Genomic DNA, 19,467 nt, shown 5'->3' on the forward strand with positions numbered 1-19,467 from the left:
CACACTCAGCAGCCGGTTCACTCACGTGTCGACCCTCAGGCTCAGTGGCGATGCTCAGCCGTTGGACGTAGGAAACTGGCTGGCGAGCTTTTCGCACGTGCAGCATCTGATCATTGAAGACTACGCGCTGGAGGATATCCCCGAGCCGGTTTTCCAGCTGCCACAGCTCACGGCCCTCAGCCTTGAACGCTGCAACCTGCGACTGTCAGCGAAAACCGTCAAAGCCTTGGAGACCCAGCGCAACCTGACACGGCTGAACCTGAGCCATAACCCTCTGGAGCAACTCCCGGACTTTACTTCGATGACATCGCTGGACAGCCTGGGACTGCGCAACACCCACCTCACAGAGATTCCGCGCAGCCTGCTCACTGCCCGAGAACGCAACCTCGTCGACCTGAGCCACAACCTGATCACGCAGATCCCCGAACCGCTGCTGCAAAGGCCGGCCTCGGTTACCAGCGCGTTTGACTTGTCTGCCAATCCGTTGTCACGAGCGACCCTGGAACAGCTCAAGCGCTATTGCCAAACCCGCGGCGAGCACCTCCAGGTCGATGCGCCTGGCGGCTATAACGCCCGCATCGCAGCCTTGTACCCGACGTTCACCGCTGCGGAGGTCAACGCCTTTATCTTCAGCCTGCCCGGCGATCTGGATGCGATCGAGGGCGCCATCCGGCGCCTGGAAAGCGAATACGCGCGCCTCAGTGCAGACCTCACCGTCTGGGCACTGACCGTGCCCGAACGGCACCCCATCCTTGATGTAGCACTGGATGAACAGACGGCGGCCGAGGAGCAAATCCGGCGCCTTGCCATCAAGGCAACGCTGGAAGAAGGCTGGCGCCGCGAGAGCGAGATCGACGATTTCAATGGCGGGTATGCCGTGACCCATAAACTGACGTGCCATACGTCGATTTTTGGCGAGCTGCCCACCTTGAGCGCACGGTTCGAACATGTGTCGCATCTGGAGCTCATCGGCGAAGGAACCACCACCAACGTTGAAGGCCTGGTGCGTGCCTTCCCTAACCTGAGCACGCTGGCGCTGGATAAATACGCCCTGGACGAGGTCCCCGAGCTGATCTTCAACCTGCCAAGGCTGACCAGCCTGACGTTGACGCAGAGTCGGCTTCGCCTCAGCCCGCGGGCCCGCGCCCAGTTGCGAGACCTGCGTAACCTGGAGTACCTGGACTTGAGTGACAACCCGCTGGGCCGGGCGCCCGAGCTGGACAATATGCCCAAGCTGGAATGCCTCTACCTGCAAAACTGCGAGCTCAGCGAAGTACCGTTCGGGGTGTTTGACCGCCCTTATTTGCGCACCGTGGACTTGAGCGACAACCTGATCACCCAGGTCCCGGACGACATTCTAAGCATGCGCCAGCCGTGGGACGACGAGTCCGACCTCAGCGGCAACCCGCTGTCTGAGGACAGCCTGGACCGCCTTCGGCAGTATTTTCGCCAGACAGGCAATGATCTGCAGGTGGATGAAGCCGGCCTGAACGCCCAGGGCGCGCCCCTGACGCCAGCGTCCACACCCGAACCCATGGAGGAATAACAGCGGTCAGCCGCGCTCGGACGGCACCGACGACAACTCGAACGGGCTGCTGCTGCGTCGCTGGTTGCGGTCTTCACGCGGGGTAGCGCCGAAAAAGTTGCGGTAGGCGCTGGAGAAGTGCGGGCCCGAAGAGAAACCGCACGACAAGCCGATCTGGATGATCGACTTGCTGGTTTGCATGAGCATCTGGCGCGCCTTGTTCAGGCGCAATTCCAGGTAGTACTGGCTGGGAACGCGATTGAGGTATTGCTTGAAGATGCGTTCAAGCTGTCGTCGCGACACACATACGTGCTGGGCGATTTCGTCGGTGGTCAGCGGCTCTTCGATGTTGGCTTCCATCAGCAGCACGGCCTGGGTCAACTTCGGATGGCTGGAGCCCAGGCGGTTCTGCAATGGAATGCGCTGGCGCTCGCCGCCTTCGCGGATGCGTTCGACCACCAGTTCTTCGGAGACCGCGCCGGCCAGTTCGGCGCCATGATCACGGGCCAGCACGGCCAGCAACAGGTCGAGTACCGACATGCCGCCGCAGGCGGTCAGGCGATCACGGTCCCAATCGAACAGATGGCTGGTGGCGATGACCTTGGGGAAGCGCTCGGCGAAATCGTCCTGCCAGCGCCAATGCACGGCGGCGCGGTAGCCGTCGAGCAGACCGAGTTGCGCCAGCGGATACACACCCGCCGACAAGCCCCCGATCACGCAACCCGCCCGCACAAGCTGCTTGAGCGCAGCGCTGAGTTGAGAGGCGATGACGGTCGGCGGCTCGTCCGCCAGCAGGAAGAGTTTCTGGAAGCCTTCAAGCTTGCCGGCCCACGGCTCGCCCGGCAATTGCCAGGCGCCTTCGGTGGCAGGCTCGGCGAGCAGGAACGACAACTCGTAGACCACGTCCGGATGCACCCGCTGAGCAACGCGCAAGGCCTCCTCAGCCAGCGCAAGCGTCAGTGCTTTTGTGCTGGGCCAAATCAGGAAACCAATTTTGTGGGCGGTCATGGAATGCTATCCGAAACGAAGAACGGTAATGAAGACAAGGGCCAATGCTAGCCCGGAAACCAACACAAATCTCAAAACATATGAGATCTAATGGGGAGCTGGCTTGCCTGCGATAGCGGTGGGTCAGCTTGCCTCTCTGGCACAGACACGCCGCCATCGCAGGCAAGCCAGCTCCCACAGGGGATCGAGGCCAGCCTTAAGCTGCGCAGCTTGCACTAATTCAGTGCACAAAAGCAGTCTTGATTATTTCAGGCTGCCCGAAAGGAACTGCTGCAACCGCTCAGACTGCGGGTTTACCAGCACTTCACGCGGGTTGCCACGCTCTTCAACGATGCCTTTGTGCAAGAACACCAGCTGGTTCGACACCTCACGGGCAAAGCCCATTTCGTGGGTCACCACCACCATGGTGCGGCCTTCCTGGGCCAGGTCCTGCATGACCTTGAGTACTTCGCCGACCAGTTCAGGGTCGAGCGCCGAGGTCGGTTCGTCGAACAGCATCACCTCAGGCTCCATCGCCAGGGCGCGGGCAATCGCCACACGTTGCTGCTCGCCGCCGGACATGTGGCCGGGGAACGCATCCTTACGATGGCCCACGCCGACTTTGGCCAGGTAATGCTCGGCTTTTTCACGCGCGTCTTTTTTCGACATGCCCAGCACGTGCACTGGCGCTTCCATCACGTTTTCAAGCGCGGTCATGTGCGACCACAGGTTGAAATGCTGGAACACCATCGACAGGCGCGAACGCATGCGTTGCAGTTGTTTCGGGTCGGCAGCCTTCATGGCGCCGTCCTTGTTGGCCACCAGTTTCAGCTCTTCGTTGTTGAGCAGAATCTTGCCGGCGTGAGGTTGCTCGAGCAGGTTGATGCAGCGCAAAAAGGTACTTTTGCCTGAACCACTGGAACCGATGATGCTGATCACATCACCGGCCGCGGCGGCCAGGGACACACCTTTGAGCACTTCATGACTGCCATAGCGTTTATGCAGGTCTTGGACTTCAAGTTTGTACATGCGGTCGGTTCTCACAAAAACAGGTGGTCAGTCGTTGAGCAAGCGCCCGTGACGCAGCGCTTCGCGCCCCGCCACCTTGGCCAGCCAGAAACCCGCTTGGGCATAACGTAGCCGTTCAACGGCAAACAACACCCCGGACGTGCCCGCACACACAATGCTGACGCGGTCGGTCAAGGGATCAATCACTTCAAAAATCGGCTCGCCGGTCTCCACCCAGTCACCGGCTTTACGCAGGTAACTGATCACGCCGGCATGGGGCGCAAACAACAGCTCGGTCCCCTCGAACGGCAGGCCTTCGCACGGCGCGTGCTGCGGCGCGGGCCATTCGCCCTTGATCAGGCCTTGTTCGGCCAGGAACGCGAGGATGCCTTCAGCGTGGAAGATCGCCTCGTCGCGGCCGGTGTCGGCCTGGCCGCCCAGCTCCAGCGTCGTCGCCAGGCACGCCAGCGGAATCTGCGCCTCGGGGAACGCCCGGGACAGACGCAGCCAGGGCAGCGAACAGGCTTCATCAAACGAGCTGCCGCCGGAGTCTTCCGCCAGCAGGCCGACTTTTACATTCAAGTGCGCCGACAGCGAACGCCATTGCGGCCAGTGTTGCGGCAACGCGTACATGTGCAGCGCGGCTTCGGCATCGCAATGCAGGTCGAGGACGATATCGGCGGTGCACGCGTGGCTGAGCAAAACGCGCTGCATGCCTTGCAGCTGGCTGCTCGGCTCGGGCAACGCATTGAGTGCATCGCTCATTGCCTGGCGGATCATGCGCACATTGGCGTGTGGGTCATCGCCCAGCTTGCCCTGGAGCAACGCGGCGACCGGCTCGCTCAACTCGACGAAATCACGGTTGAAATTCTTGCCGCTGCCGACTTCGAAACGCCCTTGGTGGCTGCCTTGCAACAGCTGGCCCAGGCCCATCGGGTTGGCCACGGGCACCAGCTCGATCACGCCATTGAGCGCACCGTGCTGTTCCAGTTCGGTGAGGCGTTTTTTCAGTTCCCAGGCCGCGCGCATGCCGGGCAATTCATCGGCGTGCAGGCTGGCCTGGATGTAGGCCTTGCGCTCGCCGCTGCCAAAACGAAACACGCTCAGCTGGCGCTCGCAGCCCAGGTGGCCCCAGGGCAACAGGTGATCGATACGTTCCATATCAGTGCTTCCGTGGCGCCAGGTAGCTGAGCCAGCGGCGCTCGGCCAACTTGAACAGGCGTACCAGGATAAAGGTCAGGCACAGGTAGAACACGCCGGCCGTGATGTAGGCTTCGAACGGCAAGTAGAACTGGGCGTTCACTGTGCGCGCGGCACCGGTGATGTCGATCAAGGTGACGATGGACGCCAGGCTCGTGGTTTGCAGCATCATGATCACTTCGTTGCTGTACTGCGGCAGCGCACGGCGCAGGGCCGACGGCAGCAGAATGCGGCGGTACAGCTTGTAGCGCGACATGCCCATGGCCTTGGCCGCTTCGATCTCACCGTTCGGCGTGGCCTTGAGGCTACCGGCGATGATCTCGGCGGTGTACGCGCTGGTGTTGATCGCAAAGGCCAGGCACGCGCAGAACGTGGCGCTGGACAGCAGCGGCCACAGGAAGCTTTCGCGCACGGCTTCGAATTGCGCCAGACCGTAGTAGATCAAAAACAGCTGCACCAGCATCGGCGTGCCGCGAATCACGTAGGTGTAGAGCCAGGCCGCACCATTGACGATCGGCTGCTTGGACACGCGCATCAAGCCCAGGGGCAAGGCGGCGAGCAAGCCGAAGAACAGCGAGATGGCGAGCAATTTCAGGGTGGTCACCAAACCGCCGAGGTACAGCGGCATGGCCTCCCAGATGACGTTGTAGTCGAAGATCATAGATCAGCCGCCCTTACGCCTACCGAGTAGCGCTTCTCAAGATAGCGCAGGGCCAGCAACGACACGCTGGTGATCACCAGGTACATCGCCGCCACTGCGAGGAAGAAGGTAAAAGGCTCGCGGGTGGCGTCTGCCGCCTGCTTGGCCTTGAACATCATGTCTTGCAGGCCCACCACCGAAATCAGCGCGGTGGCTTTGGTCAGTACCAGCCAGTTGTTGGTAAAACCAGGGATCGCCAGCCGAATCATCTGCGGCACCATCACCCGGAAAAACACCTGGAAACTGCTCATGCCATACGCAAGGCCGGCCTCGGCCTGGCCCTTGGGAATGGCCATGAAGGCGCCGCGGAAAGTTTCCGACAGGTAGGCGCCAAAGATGAAACCCAGGGTGCCGATACCGGCGGCCAAGGGGTTCAAGTCGATATAGTCGTCGTAGCCGAGCATCGGCGCGACGCGGTTCAGCAAGTCCTGACCGCCGTAGAAAATCAGCAGGATCAGCACCAGGTCGGGGATCCCGCGGATCACCGTGGAGTACAAGTCACCCAGCCAGGCCAACCAGCGCACCGGCGACAGGCGTAACGCGACCCCGATCAGACCCAGAACAATGGCCAAGGCCATGGACGACAAGGCGAGCTGAAGCGTCAACCATGCGCCATCGAGGATGACGGCCCCGTAGCCTTTCAACATGATTCAGGTCCTCGAAAAGGGGGATGAAAAAATGGCGCAAACCGCAGGAATTCTGTTGCTTGCGCCATTCTGGACAGACAGCTAGGACGAGTTACTTAGGGTCAGCGCCGTAAATATCGAAGTCGAAGTATTTGTCCTGGATTTTCTTGTATTCGCCGTTGGCACGGATCGCTGCGATGGCCGCGTTGATCTTGTCCAGCTCGGCCTTGTCGCCTTTACGTACAGCGATGCCAATGCCGTCGCCGAAGTACTTGGCGTCGGTGAACTGTGGGCCCACGAACGCGTAGCCTTTACCGGCCGGGGTTTTCAGGAAGCCATCTTGCAGCAGGGTGGCGTCAGCCACGGTGCCGTCGAGGCGACCGGCTTCCACGTCCAGGTAGATTTCGTTCTGCGAGCTGTAAGGCACGACCGTGGCGCCTTTAGGGGCCAGGACTTCCTTGGCGAAGCGATCGTGGATCGAACCGCGTTGCACGCCGATTTTCTTGCCTTTCAATTCATCCAGGCTGTCGCTGACCGTGGTGCCTTCCTTCATCACCAGCTGCGCTGGGCTCAGGTAGTAGCGGTTGGTGAAGTCCACGGATTTCTTGCGGTCTTCGGTGATGGACATGGACGACAGGATCGCGTCGATCTTGCGCACTTTGAGCGCAGGGATCAGGCCGTCGAATTCTTGCTCGACCCAGACGCACTTGACCTTCATCTCGGCGCACAGGGCATTGCCGATGTCGTAGTCAAAACCGACGATGCTGCCATCCGGCGCCTTCGAGGCAAACGGAGGGTAAGCCGCTTCGATACCAATCTTCAGGGGCTTTTCATCAGCGAAGGCCTGCATCGACAGCACGGACAGCGCCAGGGCGCCCAACAGCACAAGTTTCTTCATCTTGGGACTCCATCGGTAGGGCAAAAAGCAGAATGAGCCGTGGCCCACGATGCGACTTAAGTGAAACCGAATAGCGGTGCTGCGTCCTACCCCGGTTCAGCATTGGAGACGACGAGCGAGTGATCGGCATTCTAACGACAGGCCGGAAGCCGATATTTCCTCAATGCGACAACAATTTACAGAAGCACTGAGAAAGCGGTTCCAGCACATTGACAGCCTCTGAATTTTATGCAGAGACAAAAGATATTAAACCTGTTGATGCTGCAAATTGCGGGCCTATTATTCGCAAACCCTTCTAGCACGGCAAGTCTGGCGTTTAATCTTATTTCAGAGGGTGTCTAAAACGGGGCTTTTCGGGGCACGGGCGTAGCACTTTGCCTCAGGTTTGGGCACAGGGTTACACATTTGGCTTGCTCGGTAACATTCAGATACGTCCTACGAGCGAAGTCGATATTTATTGGCTTGGTGGTTATGCCGGTCTGTCAGACCTACACCGCCTTGTCCATGAAATACATTCCAAATGTGGGAGCGGGCTTGCTCGCGAATACGCTGGGTCAGCTGCACATCTGCTAGCTGGTGCACCGCATTCGCGAGCAAGCCCGCTCCCACAGGGGATTTGCATTGGCTTCGAGATCCTGCAAAAAAGCCCCACCCGGCTCACGCCAAATGGGGCCCTGTCCCACAAACCCCGCCTTACGCGGCGTTCATGGTCTTGTGCGTTTCAATCAAATGCGCCACCACCCCCGGATCAGCCAAGGTGGAGATATCCCCCAACCCGTCATATTCAGCCGTGGCGATCTTGCGCAAAATCCGCCGCATGATTTTCCCCGAGCGCGTCTTCGGCAAGCCCGGTGCCCACTGGATCACATCCGGCGACGCAATCGGCCCGATCTCTTTGCGCACCCAGTTTTTCAGTTCCAGGCGCAGCGCTTCGTTCGGCTCTTCACCATTTTTGAGCGTGACATACACATAGATGCCCTGCCCCTTGATGTCATGGGGCACGCCCACCACCGCCGCTTCGGCGACTTTCGGGTGTGCAACCATCGCGCTTTCGATCTCGGCAGTGCCCATGCGGTGGCCGGACACGTTCAACACGTCGTCTACACGGCCGGTGATCCACCAGTAGCCATCCTCATCGCGACGCGCGCCGTCACCGGTGAAGTACATGCCACGGAAGGTCTTGAAGTAGGTGTCGACGAAGCGGTCATGGTCGCCGTACAGCGTACGCGCCTGGCCAGGCCACGAATCGAGAATCACCAGGTTGCCTTCGGCAGCGCCCTCGATGATGTTGCCCAGGTTGTCCACCAACGCCGGCACCACACCGAAGAATGGCCGCGCCGCCGAGCCCGGCTTGAGCGCGTGCGCACCCGGCAGCGGGCTCATCAGGGTGGCGCCGGTTTCGGTCTGCCACCAGGTGTCGACGATCGGGCAACGGGATTGTCCGACGTTCTTGTAGTACCAGTCCCACGCTTCCGGGTTAATCGGCTCACCGACTGAACCGAGCAGACGCAAGCTGCTGCCGTCCACGCCTTCGCAGGCGGCGGTGCCGGATGCCATCATCGCGCGGATCGCAGTGGGCGCGGTGTAGAGGATATTGACCTTGTGCTTGTCGACGATCTTGCCGACACGGGTGATGTCCGGGTAGTTCGGCACGCCTTCGAACAGCAGCGTGGTCGCGCCATTGGCCAATGGGCCGTACACGATATAAGTGTGGCCGGTGACCCAACCGACGTCGGCGGTGCACCAGTAGATTTCGCCGGGGCGGTAGTCGAACACGCGCTCGTGGGTCAGGGCCGCATACAGCAGGTAGCCGCCGGTGGTGTGCTGCACGCCTTTGGGTTTGCCGGTGGAGCCGGAGGTGTAGAGGATGAACAGCGCTTCTTCGGCGCCCATCTCTTTGGGCGCACACACGGTGCCCGCCACTTTCATCAGGTCTTCGTACCAGATGTCGCGATGCTGGTTCCACTTGATGTTGCCATTGGTGCGCTTGCACACAATGACCTTCTGGATGCTGCTGGTTTCCGGGTTGGTCAGCGCGTCGTCGACGTTGGCCTTCAGCGGAATTTTCTTACCGGCGCGGATACCTTCGTCGGCGGTGATCACCACCTTCGACTTACAGTCGATGATGCGACCGGCCAGCGCCTCCGGCGAAAAACCGCCAAACACCACGGAGTGGATCGCACCGATGCGGGTACAGGCCAACATGGCGACCACAGCTTCGGGGATCATCGGCATATAGATAGTCACCACGTCACCGCGGTGCACATCCTGGCCACGCAAGGCGTTGGCGAACTTGCAGACTTCTTCATGCAGCTCGCGGTAGGTGATGGTGCGGCTTTCGGAAGGGTCATCGCCTTCCCAGATGATCGCCGCCTGGTCGCCACGCTCGGCGAGGTGACGGTCCAGGCAGTTGTAGGAAACGTTGAGGGTGCCATCGGCGAACCATTTGATGTCGACATGGTGGTCGTCGAAAGAGGTCTGCTTGACCGCGGTGAAAGGCTTGACCCAGTCAAGGCGCTTGGCTTGCTCGCGCCAGAAGCCATCGGGGTTGACCACCGACTGCTGGTACATGGCCTTGTAGGTCGCCTCGTCGGTCAGCGTGTTGGCTGCTACTTCGGGGCGAACGGGGTACAGGGAAGCCGCACTCATCTTTCTTACCTCGGTGACAATAGTTGTTTTTGTATGCCCTGTTGTAGCCGGGGCGCCCCCATAGAACCATTCGACGATGGTAGTAACAAGCCCCTACAAATTGCCCTGCTATGCCCGTTTATGGCTCTGGCCCGCGCCCTGCGTGGCTTTCCGGCTGGGTGAAAAAACCTTTATCAGGGGATTGTTACAAAAACCGCCAATAGTGTTTATCAAAAGCACGGGTATATGAATATAACTCGCGGGCCTAAAATCAACGCCGTCAACAAGACACTGTGATTAACAACGTAACAGCCCCCACGAAGGCAACGTTAATCCGAACTTCCCAACTCTTAAGTTACACACGTGGCCTCACAAGGGCCCCGTGACCCCTTTCGCCCTGAAGAAGGTAAGTAAAGAAATGAAAGCTCTCGTAGTTATGGCCCTCAGCAGCTTGTGCGCCACCGCCGCCCTGGCCGATGAGGCCCCGACCGAGCTGGCCGGCCAGAACGCCCCGCTCGTTGAGGATTACACTTACAGCACTCACTTGGATGTGGCCAAAGTCTTGTCCATGAGCACTGTTCCGGAAGTATGCCAAGTTGTACCGGTACAAATGGAATATGAAGACTCCCAAGGTCAACGTCATATTCTTAATTACCAAGTAATGGGCAACGGTTGTTCTAACGGGTAACAGGTTATTGAGTCAGGTTTAAACCCGGATCTTGGTCACCGCAAGTAATCGTTCTTGCGGCCAAGAACCTATTTCGAACCCACCATGAAACAAATGTGGGAGCTGGCTTGCCTGCGATGGCAATTTCAGCCTTACCCACCTCCCAAAGCCCGCCACCTACCCGCCTCTCCTGCCCCCACAAAAACTATCCCACCGCCCGTCAAAAAATTCCTATCCCGGCAAAGCCTTGCAAACACACGCTTTGGCCGAAAAGCGCGCCATTTTGGCCCTCCCTCGTGACCATCCGCCGCAACACAAAGCCGATTTTTTCCCTATAATGCGCGGGTAAATCGGGCCTGCAATATCCCTTTACACTGGGATGAAGAGCCAGACCTGAGGCCTCCCGCTGGAGCATGCACCAGTCGCTCCGCCCCTCAGCCTCACGCAGAGCACCCGTTACCCAATTCCGTTTAATGCCTGCGCGAGCTGTTGCAACAAACGATTTCTTAAGATCCACCGCGGCCTCTGGGCCGTGTGAACACCCAACCATCCGGTTTCACACGGGCACCTTTGAGCCCTCACGCAGGAGACGACACGTCATGCTGAGCTGGGACGAATTCGACAAAGAAGAAGAAGGCGAAGTAGCCGCTAAAGGCGCCAACGCCGGCCACGCCACCGAAGCCAACATGGACCGCCTCGACGGTGCCGGCGCCGCCGCCGCCATCGAAGCCCGCGCCGTCACCGCCAGTGACTCCGCCGCCATCGTGCGCGCCAAGGCCGCCCTGGACAAACTCGACGTCGCCGAAGGCCTCGCCGAGCTGGAAGGCTCCGCCGCCCGCGTCGCCGTAGACGAAAAGCGCATGATCAACTGCCGCGCCGACCTCAACCAACTCGTGCCCTTCAAGTACGACTGGGCCTGGCAGAAGTACCTCGACGGCTGCGCCAACCACTGGATGCCGCAAGAGGTCAACATGACCGCCGACATCGCCTTGTGGAAAAACCCCGAAGGCCTGACCGACGACGAGCGTCGCATCGTCATGCGCAACCTCGGCTTCTTCTCCACCGCCGACTCCCTGGTTGCCAACAACCTGGTGCTGGCCGTGTACCGCCTGATCACCAACCCGGAGTGCCGCCAGTACATCCTGCGCCAGGCCTTCGAAGAAGCGATCCACACCCACGCCTACCAGTACTGCATCGAATCGCTGGCCATGGATGAAGGCGAGATCTTCAACATGTACCACGAGATTCCATCGGTGGCCAAAAAGGCCGCCTGGGGTTTGAAATACACCCGCTCGATCTCCGATCCGAAGTTCGAAACCGGTACCGTCGAGACTGATAAAGAGTTGCTGCGCAACCTGGTCGCCTACTACTGCGTCCTGGAAGGCATCTTCTTCTACTGCGGCTTCACCCAGATTTTGTCCATGGGCCGTCGCAATAAAATGACCGGCGTGGCTGAGCAGTTCCAGTACATCCTGCGCGACGAGTCGATGCATCTGAACTTCGGTATCGATGTGATCAACCAGATCAAAATCGAAAACCCACACTTGTGGGATGCCGAGATGAAAGAAGAAGCGACCCAGATGATCCTGCAAGGGACTCAGCTGGAGATCGAGTACGCCCGCGATACCATGCCGCGCGGCGTGTTGGGCATGAACGCGGCGATGATGGAGGACTACCTCAAGTTCATCGCGAACCGTCGTTTGTCGCAGATTGGCTTGAAGGAAGAGTATCCAGGCACCACCAACCCGTTCCCGTGGATGAGCGAGATCATGGACTTGAAGAAAGAGAAGAACTTCTTCGAAACCCGCGTGATCGAGTATCAGACCGGCGGCGCGTTGAGCTGGGATTAATCCTAGAGTCGGCCCCACCGAGAAGCCCTGACATGTTCAGGGCTTTTTTATGCTCAGTGATCTGAATATTCCCAAATTCAGAGACGGTCAAATCCCAGCAGACTGTAGGAAATTTCGTAGACGCAATAATGGCTACTCAGTATCGTCCGAGGGTTTTCTACCCTTGGCGGCTGTATGGATATTGCGATAGACAAAACGGACTGGAACGACGCGGAGCTGGCAGCGGCGGTCGAGACGTACTTGAAGATGTTGGCCTGGGAAAAGAGCGGCCAGCCTTTTAACAAAGCCTTCGAAAACCGCCTTCTGCGCGAAGGCCCTGTGGCAGGCCGCGCAAAGGGCTCCATCGAATTTCGCATGCAAAATATCTCTACCGTGCTCGTCCGTATGGGCTGGGACCGCATTGAAGGCTATAAGCCCGCCAAGAATGTGGGCACAGGCGTAGAGCAACGCATCCGCAATGCACTGGCCGCAAAGGGCGTGTTCGAATCCGAAGATGCTGGCCAAACAGCAGACGAGCAAACGCTGATGCGCCGCGCGTCCAAACTGCAGCAGCAACCTTTCCCTAAGCTACCGGACGGTATTGCCCAGCCGCAGAAGGTATCGACCGTAAGCACGGCCTTCGTCCGCGATCCAAAGGTCCGCGCCTGGGTGTTGAAAGAAGCCAACGGCATCTGCGAAGGCTGCGGCTCTAACGCACCTTTCGAGGTCGACGGTTTGCCATTTCTCGAAGTGCATCACGTCAAGCACCTCGCCCGGAAGGGTTCGGATCGCATCACCAATGCTGTAGCCTTGTGCCCCAATTGCCATCAGCGTTGCCACCGGTCGAGTGACCGGGAGGCTTTCACCGAGTCGCTTTACGCCAAGATCGGAAGATTGGCACGGGAGTAAACTCCTGCTGTCACACCTGATGCACGCTTAATAAACACTAGATAGGACCGAGGCCAACCCGTGAACCCAGACATGCTCGAAGCCGGCCCTGCAGACGCCAAAGTACTTTCCGTCTTTGACTTCGACGGCACCCTGACCCATCACGACAGTTTCGTGCCCTTCCTCAAGTTTGCCTTTGGCACCGGTGAGTTCTATGGCCGGATGGTCAAGCTGGCGGTGCCGGGGCTGCGCTTTTTGCTGCGGCAGATCAGTCGGGATGAGTTGAAGGCGCAGTTGATTCGCACCTTTATGACCGGCGTGGAGAAGGCGTGGGTTCAGCAGCAGGCTGAGGCGTATTGCCAGCGTACGTGGAGCAAGCTGATGCGCCCGACTGGGTTGCAATCAGTGGCGGATGAGGTGAAGTCTGGAGCGGAGGTGACGTTGTGTTCGGCGTCGCCGGCTTTAGTGTTGCAGCCGTTTGCGAATCGCCTTGGGATCAAGTTGATCGGCACTGAACTTGAGGTGGTCGACGGGGTGTTGACGGGCAAGCTCACGGGGAATAATTGCCGCTGTGAGAATAAGGTGCTGCGGCTTGAGGCGGTGTATGGGGATTTGGGCGATTATCGGCTCAGGGCCTGGGGCGATACCCGCGGGGATCGGGAGTTGTTGGCGGCGGCGCAGGATGCGCATTTTCGGCATTTTCATTCGAAGAAGAAGCAGGGCAAGTTGCAGCGGTGATGTGGGTGGATGGGGTCGGCAGGTGGACCGAGGTGATCCCTTCGCTGCCTCGCTGGGGCTCGAGAGCTCCCACATTTTGATCGGTTTCAGGCCGGACGGCGCACTAGCATGGGTTGCTGGAGGGTCGATACAAATAGCGGGTTCGGCAGCGGACTGAGGTGATCCCTTCGCTGCCTCGCTGGGGCTCGAGAGCTCCCACATTTTTGATCGGTTTCAGGCCGGACAGCGCACTAGCATGGGGTGCTGGAGGGTCGATACACATAGCGGGTTCGGCAGCGGACCGAGGTGATCCCATCGCTGCCTCGCTGGGGCTCGAGAGCTCCCACATTTTGATCGGTTTCAGGCCGGACAGCGCACTAGCATGGGGGCTGGGGGTCGATACACATAGCGGGGTCGGCGGGTGGACCGAGGTGATCCCCTCGCAGCCTCGCTGGGGCTCGACAGCTCCTACATTTGGGCTTTGTTGCTTGTTGATCGGTGTTCGGCGCGGTTTATGTTGCGGCCTTGAGGTTGACGCCCAGGGCTGTTGCGAAGGCTTTTACCATCGGGCTGCGCGGGGCGTTGTGGCGCAGGATCAGGTTGAAGGCGGTGCTCAGGTGGACGTGTTCCGGGCACAGTGCGCGCAGGCGCCCTTCCCTTACCAGTGGCGCGGCGTAGTGTTCGGGCAGGAAGCCTAGGAAGCGGCCGGTGAGGATCAGGATGGCGACGGCTTCAACCTGTGAGGCCGAGGCGGACTGGCTGTCGTAGTTGACGAAGTTGGCTTTGTCGCGGTGGATTGCGTACCGGTGGTTGACCACTTCGTATTGGCGCAGCACTTCTGGCGTGATGTCGCTCGCGTTGAACAGTGGGTGTCCTACGGCGCAGTAGGCGTGGGCTTTTTCTTCGTACAGCGGGAAGTAGTCGAATTCTTCGCGGCGTTGATACACCGGGACGATGCCGACGATCAGCCGCCCTTCCACTACGCCGCGCTCAACTTCGTCCAATTGCGAGGCATGTAGGCGCAATCTAATTTTTGGCGATTCGCTGTGTAATTTCCCTAATGCGGTAATTAGCGGCGAATTAACGTCGGAGACGGTGTTATCAATAACGCCCACACTTAGGTCACCAATAAGCTCGTTTTGCGCCGAACTAAGCTTGTCGCGAAAACTGTCCACCGAGGTAAATAACTCGATGGACGCCTGATACACCAACTTGCCTTCTTCGGTCAGGCCGAAGCCTTCCCTGCCCCGCGTACACAGGCGCATGCCGATGCGGATTTCGAGGTCGGAGATCTGTTTGCTGATGGCCGCCAAGCCCACGTTCAGCTCGTTTTGCGCGGCGCTGAAGCCGCCGGCTTCGACCACCGCCATGAACACGCGCAGCAATTTGAAATCCAGCCCGCTCAGTTGCAGGGGCGGTCGTGTGCCGGGTTTTGGCGGCATGTTTCCAGAAGTGGAAAGTGGGGTTTCCATAATACGCGTTGACCTCAAGTGCCATATTCAACAGGCTTCAACCCAATCCTTGAACATAGCCAGGCGGCGATAATGAACATAAACATCCGCCCTTGGCAACCTTGAATATAGCGGGTTGAACAGCACACAGAGGCTGATTTAACACCCGTAAAAACCTGACACTACGATCAGGTCTTTTTAGCTTTTTACTGCCTCCGACTCTTCTAAAAACAAGCGTGAGGAATACCGATGTCCCAGCCCACCGACCGCCTTTGGGGTGCTCGTTTCAAGACCGGCCCATCTGCTGCATTGGCCGCGTTGTCACGTTGCCCTGAGCGCTATTTTCGCCTGACGCCCTACGACCTGGCCGGCTCCCGTGCCCATGCCCGGGAGTTGCAGCGCGCCGGTTTGCTGGATGAGTCGGAGACTTTGCGCACCCTCGAGGCCCTGGACCGAATCGGTGAGGACTTCGCCGCCGGCCGCCTACATCCAACCCTGGATGACGAGGACGTGCACACCTTTATCGAACGCGTATTGACCGAGCGCCTGGGCGCCTTGGGTGGCAAGTTGCGCGCCGGGCGTTCGCGTAACGATCAGACGGCCAATGACCTGCGCCTTTTCCTACGCGACCATGCGCGCACCATCACCACCGAGGTGTTGGGTTTGCAGCAGGCGCTGGTGGACCAGGCCGAGCAGCATATCGAGAGCATCTGCCCGGGCTTCACCCACTTGCAGCAGGCGCAACCGATTGTGTTTGCCCATCACTTGCTCGCTCATGCGCAGTCGATGCTGCGTGATGTGCAGCGCTTGGTGGATTGGGATGCGCGCACGGCATTGTCACCGTTGGGTGCTGCCGCGATGGCAGGCTCGGCGATTGCGCGTCAGCCAGAGCATTCGGCCAAGGAAATGGGCTACACCGGACCGTGCGAAAACTCGATCGACGCCGTCGCCAGCCGTGACCATGTGGCGGAGTTCCTGTTTGTGGCGGGCATGCTCGGGGTGAATATTTCGCGGCTGTCGGAGGAGTTTTGCCTGTGGTCGTCGCGCCAGTTTCGCTGGGTGGTGCTGGACGATGCCTACGCCACCGGCAGCTCGATCATGCCGCAGAAAAAGAACCCGGACATTGCCGAACTGGCGCGGGGCAAGGCCGGGCGTTTGATTGGCAACCTGACCGGGCTGATGTCGATGCTCAAGTCGTTGCCGCTGTCGTACAACCGCGACTTGAGTGAAGACAAGCACAGCGTGTTGGACAGTGTGGACACCTTGCTGCTGGTGCTGCCAGCGATGGCCGGGATGGTTGCGACCATGAAGGTGCAAGTGGAAGAGCTGCGGCGTCAGGCGCCGATGGGCTTCACTTTGGCGACTGAGGTGGCGGATTGGTTGGCCACCCGTGGCGTGCCGTTTAAAGAGGCGCATGAGATTACCGGCGCGTTGGTGCAGGCCTGTGAGAAACACGAGATTGAGTTGTGGGAAGCCTCGCCGGCGATGTTGGCGGAGGTGGACGCGCGGTTGCTGCCTGAGGTGCGGGACTGCTTGACCCTGGAAGCGGCAATTGCGGCGCGCAGTGGTTGGGGTGGGACGGCGCCGGAGCGGGTTCGGGAGCAGATTGGGCGGTTGAAGGTGGCGTTGGCGGCTCAGCAAAAATGGGCTGAGAGTTATCAGGGGTTTCGGATTTAAACCTGGGCCTTTGTGGTGAGTTTGCTGGCGCTTTCGCAGGCAAGCCAGCTCCCACATTTGGACTGTGTTTTAACAGTTGGATCGAGTACAGCAGTGGAGTAACACCATGAACCAAACCCCGGCGGAGCGCTTGGAAGCTGAGCGCAAGTTGTCCGAGAACCAGTTCGATATCACGCAGTACGAGCATGTGCCGCGTCGTTATTACGGGCGGATGTTTTTTGCCACGTTGATCGTGATCGCACTGGCCGCGTTGTTGCGCGCCTTTGCCAATGGCCAGATCGAATGGTCCTACATCGGGCAGTTCCTCACGTCTGAGGCCATTCTGTGGGGCCTGGTCAACACCATCGTCATGTCGATTCTGGCAATGGCACTGGGCGTGGTCATCGGGGTGATCACGGCGATCATGCGCATGTCGGCCAACCCGATCCTGCGCTACGTGGCCATCACTTACACCTGGCTGTTCCGCGGTACGCCGCTGATTCTGCAGCTGTTGCTGTGGTTCAACCTGGCGCTGATTTTCCCGGTCATCGCGATCCCCGGCCTGTTCAGCATCGACACCGTCGACCTGATGACGCCGTTCGTGGCCGCCCTGCTCGGCCTCAGCATCAACCAGGGTGCCTACACCGCCGAAGTGGTGCGCGCCGGCTTGCTGTCGGTCGACACCGGCCAGTACGAGGCCGCCAAGTCCATCGGCATGCCGAGCCTGCAAGCGCTGCGTAGGGTGATTCTGCCGCAGGCGATGCGGGTGATCATTCCGCCGGTAGGCAACGAGTTCATCAGCATGGTGAAAATGACCAGCCTGGCCAGTGTGATCCAGTACTCGGAGCTGCTGCACAACGCGCAAAACATCTACTACGCCAACGCCCGCGTCATGGAGCTGCTGATTGTGGCCGGCATCTGGTACCTGGCGGTGGTGACTGTTCTTTCATTTGGTCAAAGCCGCCTTGAGCGTCGTTTTGCCCGCGGCGCCGGCAAGCGTTCGTAAGTCTGGGTTGAGGAGATTTGCCCCATGAGAAGCATCGTCAAGGCCGTCAACCTGAACAAGTATTACGACGAGTATCACGCGCTGCGCGACATCAATATCGAGGTCGAGCAAGGCGAAGTCATGTGCATCATCGGCCCGTCCGGCTCGGGCAAAAGCACGCTGCTGCGCTGCGTCAACCAGCTGGAAAAAATCGACAAGGGCGGCCTTTGGGTCGACGGCGAACTGGTGGGTTACCGCGTCGTCGGTAACAAGCTGCATGAAATGAATGAATCGCAGATTGCCCGCCAGCGCCTGGCGACCGGCATGGTGTTTCAGCGCTTCAATCTGTTCCCGCACATGACCGTGTTGCAAAACATCATCGAAGGCCCGGTGCAGGTGCTCAAGCGCTCGCCCAAGGAAGCCATCGAAGATGCGATGGAGTTGCTGGCCCGCGTCGGCCTGGCGGACAAGCGCAATGCCTACCCAGTGGAATTGTCCGGCGGCCAGCAACAGCGTGTGGCGATTGCGCGTGCGTTGGCGATGCGCCCCAAGTTGATGTTATTTGACGAACCCACGTCAGCCCTCGACCCGGAGCTGGTAGGCGAAGTGCTGTCGGTGATGCGCGATTTGGCCACCACCGGCATGACCATGATCGTGGTCACCCATGAGTTGGGCTTCGCCCGCGAAGTGTCCAACCGCATGGTGTTTATGGACGCCGGCCAGATTGTGGAAGCCGGCAGCCCCGAAGAAATTCTAATAAGCCCACAAAACCCACGTACCCAAAGCTTTATTTCTGCCGTTCGCACTTAACTAAAAAACTAACGAGAACGCCCCCATGAAAAAATTGTTTATCCCAACGTTGCTCGCAGGCCTGATGGCCTCCTCGTGTGTATTCGCGGCATTGCCGGCGGCAATCAAGGACAAGGGTGAGATCAGCGCGGCCATCGTGCCGAACTACCCGCCGATGGATTTCAAGGACACCGCCACCAATAAACTCACCGGCCTGGACTTCGACCTGGGCAACGCCCTGGCCGAGCGCCTGGGCGTGAAGATCAAGTGGCAGGAAACCGGCTTCGAGCAGATGCTCAGCGGCCTGACCACCAAGCGCGTCGACATCGTACTGTCAGGCATGACCGACACCGCCGAGCGCCAGAAAGCCGTGACCTTCATCGACTACTTCACCAGCGGCCCGCAGCTGTACACCCTGGCCAAACGTGAAGACCTCAAGGAATTGACTGACCTGTGCGGTAAAAAAGTCGGCACCAGCCGCCGGACTACCTGGCCGTCGGAAATTGCCGCGTGGAGCAAGGAAAACTGCGAAGCGGCGGGTAAGCCGGCAATCGTGGTGATCGGCACTGAAGGCTCAGCGGACGCGCGCGCCCAGTTGCAGCAGAACCGTTTGGATGCGGCGATGCAAGGCAGCGAGACGATTCCTTATTTGATGTCGTTGGACAAGGGCAAGTACAAGCCGGTGGGCCTGGCCATTTCCAAGCAGTTCACGGGGCTGGGGATTGAGAAGAGCAACACCGAGCTGGTCACGGCGATCAGTGAGGCGCTGCAGGGCATGATTGATGATGGCACGTACGGCAAGATCCTCAAGAAGTGGGATCTGGAACAGGGTGCGGTGGAAAAAATCAGCATCAATGCCGGGCAGTAACTTAATCTAAATGTGGGAGCGGGCTTGCTCGCGAATGCGATGTGT

General features: G+C 59.4%; 17 protein-coding genes. 9 read left to right on the forward strand and 8 right to left on the reverse strand.

Annotated elements, in window-relative coordinates; genetic code table 11:
- The first annotated feature begins 25 nt into the window (after positions 1 to 25).
- Complete coding sequence (locus tag C4J83_RS30830) at positions 26 to 1,546, forward strand: leucine-rich repeat domain-containing protein (protein WP_256660623.1); 1,521 nt, start codon at positions 26 to 28, stop codon at positions 1,544 to 1,546.
- Positions 1,547 to 1,552: 6 nt separating this feature from the next.
- Here the strand turns inward: C4J83_RS30830 and argR are convergent, their stop codons facing one another.
- The 7 genes from argR to acs all read right to left on the reverse strand — a co-directional run bounded on the left by argR (position 1,553) and on the right by acs (position 9,593).
- Positions 1,553 to 2,533, reverse strand: a complete 981-nt coding sequence (argR, locus tag C4J83_RS23370; RefSeq protein ID WP_106576113.1) for a transcriptional regulator ArgR — start codon at positions 2,531 to 2,533, stop codon at positions 1,553 to 1,555.
- A 243-nt stretch (positions 2,534 to 2,776) separates the two neighbouring features.
- A complete protein-coding gene (locus C4J83_RS23375) occupies positions 2,777 to 3,541 on the reverse strand; it encodes an ABC transporter ATP-binding protein (protein WP_003214336.1) in 765 nt (254 codons plus the stop codon).
- Between the two features lie 27 nt (positions 3,542 to 3,568).
- Positions 3,569 to 4,681: a succinylglutamate desuccinylase/aspartoacylase family protein gene (locus tag C4J83_RS23380; RefSeq protein WP_124418297.1), complete on the reverse strand. Its 1,113-nt coding sequence runs from the start codon at positions 4,679 to 4,681 to the stop codon at positions 3,569 to 3,571.
- A gap of 1 nt (position 4,682) precedes the next feature.
- A complete protein-coding gene (locus C4J83_RS23385; RefSeq protein ID WP_124418298.1) occupies positions 4,683 to 5,381 on the reverse strand; it encodes an ABC transporter permease in 699 nt (232 codons plus the stop codon).
- Positions 5,378 to 6,067 (reverse strand): ABC transporter permease, encoded by a 690-nt coding sequence (locus C4J83_RS23390; RefSeq protein WP_032886746.1) that lies wholly within the window; start codon positions 6,065 to 6,067, stop codon positions 5,378 to 5,380. The genes C4J83_RS23385 and C4J83_RS23390 overlap by 4 nt, the downstream gene beginning before the upstream one ends.
- A gap of 91 nt (positions 6,068 to 6,158) precedes the next feature.
- Positions 6,159 to 6,944 carry an ABC transporter substrate-binding protein gene (locus tag C4J83_RS23395; protein ID WP_106576110.1) on the reverse strand — a complete coding sequence of 262 codons (786 nt, stop codon included), beginning with the start codon at positions 6,942 to 6,944 and terminating at the stop codon, positions 6,159 to 6,161.
- 693 nt (positions 6,945 to 7,637) lie between these two features.
- Positions 7,638 to 9,593: an acetate--CoA ligase gene (gene acs, locus C4J83_RS23400; protein WP_106576109.1), complete on the reverse strand. Its 1,956-nt coding sequence runs from the start codon at positions 9,591 to 9,593 to the stop codon at positions 7,638 to 7,640.
- 397 nt (positions 9,594 to 9,990) lie between these two features.
- Here acs and C4J83_RS23405 point away from each other — a divergent pair, with 397 nt between their 5' ends.
- From C4J83_RS23405 to C4J83_RS23420, 4 genes are all read left to right on the forward strand, one after another.
- Positions 9,991 to 10,260, forward strand: a complete 270-nt coding sequence (locus tag C4J83_RS23405) for a DUF2790 domain-containing protein (RefSeq protein WP_124418299.1) — start codon at positions 9,991 to 9,993, stop codon at positions 10,258 to 10,260.
- Between the two features lie 578 nt (positions 10,261 to 10,838).
- Positions 10,839 to 12,089 (forward strand): ribonucleotide-diphosphate reductase subunit beta, encoded by a 1,251-nt coding sequence (locus C4J83_RS23410; protein WP_032879817.1) that lies wholly within the window; start codon positions 10,839 to 10,841, stop codon positions 12,087 to 12,089.
- Positions 12,090 to 12,263: 174 nt separating this feature from the next.
- Positions 12,264 to 12,977: an HNH endonuclease gene (locus C4J83_RS23415; RefSeq protein ID WP_124418300.1), complete on the forward strand. Its 714-nt coding sequence runs from the start codon at positions 12,264 to 12,266 to the stop codon at positions 12,975 to 12,977.
- A 72-nt stretch (positions 12,978 to 13,049) separates the two neighbouring features.
- Positions 13,050 to 13,694, forward strand: a complete 645-nt coding sequence (locus C4J83_RS23420; protein WP_124418911.1) for an HAD-IB family hydrolase — start codon at positions 13,050 to 13,052, stop codon at positions 13,692 to 13,694.
- A 491-nt stretch (positions 13,695 to 14,185) separates the two neighbouring features.
- On the opposite strand, the gene C4J83_RS23425 is transcribed toward C4J83_RS23420, so the two are convergent.
- A complete protein-coding gene (locus C4J83_RS23425; protein WP_124418301.1) occupies positions 14,186 to 15,145 on the reverse strand; it encodes a LysR family transcriptional regulator in 960 nt (319 codons plus the stop codon).
- A 228-nt stretch (positions 15,146 to 15,373) separates the two neighbouring features.
- Here C4J83_RS23425 and argH point away from each other — a divergent pair, with 228 nt between their 5' ends.
- The 4 genes from argH (at position 15,374) to C4J83_RS23445 (ending at position 19,422) form a co-directional block, all read left to right on the forward strand.
- Positions 15,374 to 16,801 carry an argininosuccinate lyase gene (argH, locus tag C4J83_RS23430; RefSeq protein ID WP_124418302.1) on the forward strand — a complete coding sequence of 476 codons (1,428 nt, stop codon included), beginning with the start codon at positions 15,374 to 15,376 and terminating at the stop codon, positions 16,799 to 16,801.
- A 106-nt stretch (positions 16,802 to 16,907) separates the two neighbouring features.
- Positions 16,908 to 17,786: an amino acid ABC transporter permease gene (locus tag C4J83_RS23435; protein ID WP_017134649.1), complete on the forward strand. Its 879-nt coding sequence runs from the start codon at positions 16,908 to 16,910 to the stop codon at positions 17,784 to 17,786.
- A gap of 24 nt (positions 17,787 to 17,810) precedes the next feature.
- Positions 17,811 to 18,575, forward strand: a complete 765-nt coding sequence (locus C4J83_RS23440; protein WP_124418303.1) for an amino acid ABC transporter ATP-binding protein — start codon at positions 17,811 to 17,813, stop codon at positions 18,573 to 18,575.
- A 25-nt stretch (positions 18,576 to 18,600) separates the two neighbouring features.
- Positions 18,601 to 19,422, forward strand: a complete 822-nt coding sequence (locus tag C4J83_RS23445; protein WP_124418304.1) for an ABC transporter substrate-binding protein — start codon at positions 18,601 to 18,603, stop codon at positions 19,420 to 19,422.
- The last annotated feature ends 45 nt before the right edge of the window (positions 19,423 to 19,467 follow it).

Origin of the sequence: Pseudomonas sp. LBUM920 (assembly GCF_003852315.1) — a bacterium.
Classification (GTDB): domain Bacteria; phylum Pseudomonadota; class Gammaproteobacteria; order Pseudomonadales; family Pseudomonadaceae; genus Aquipseudomonas.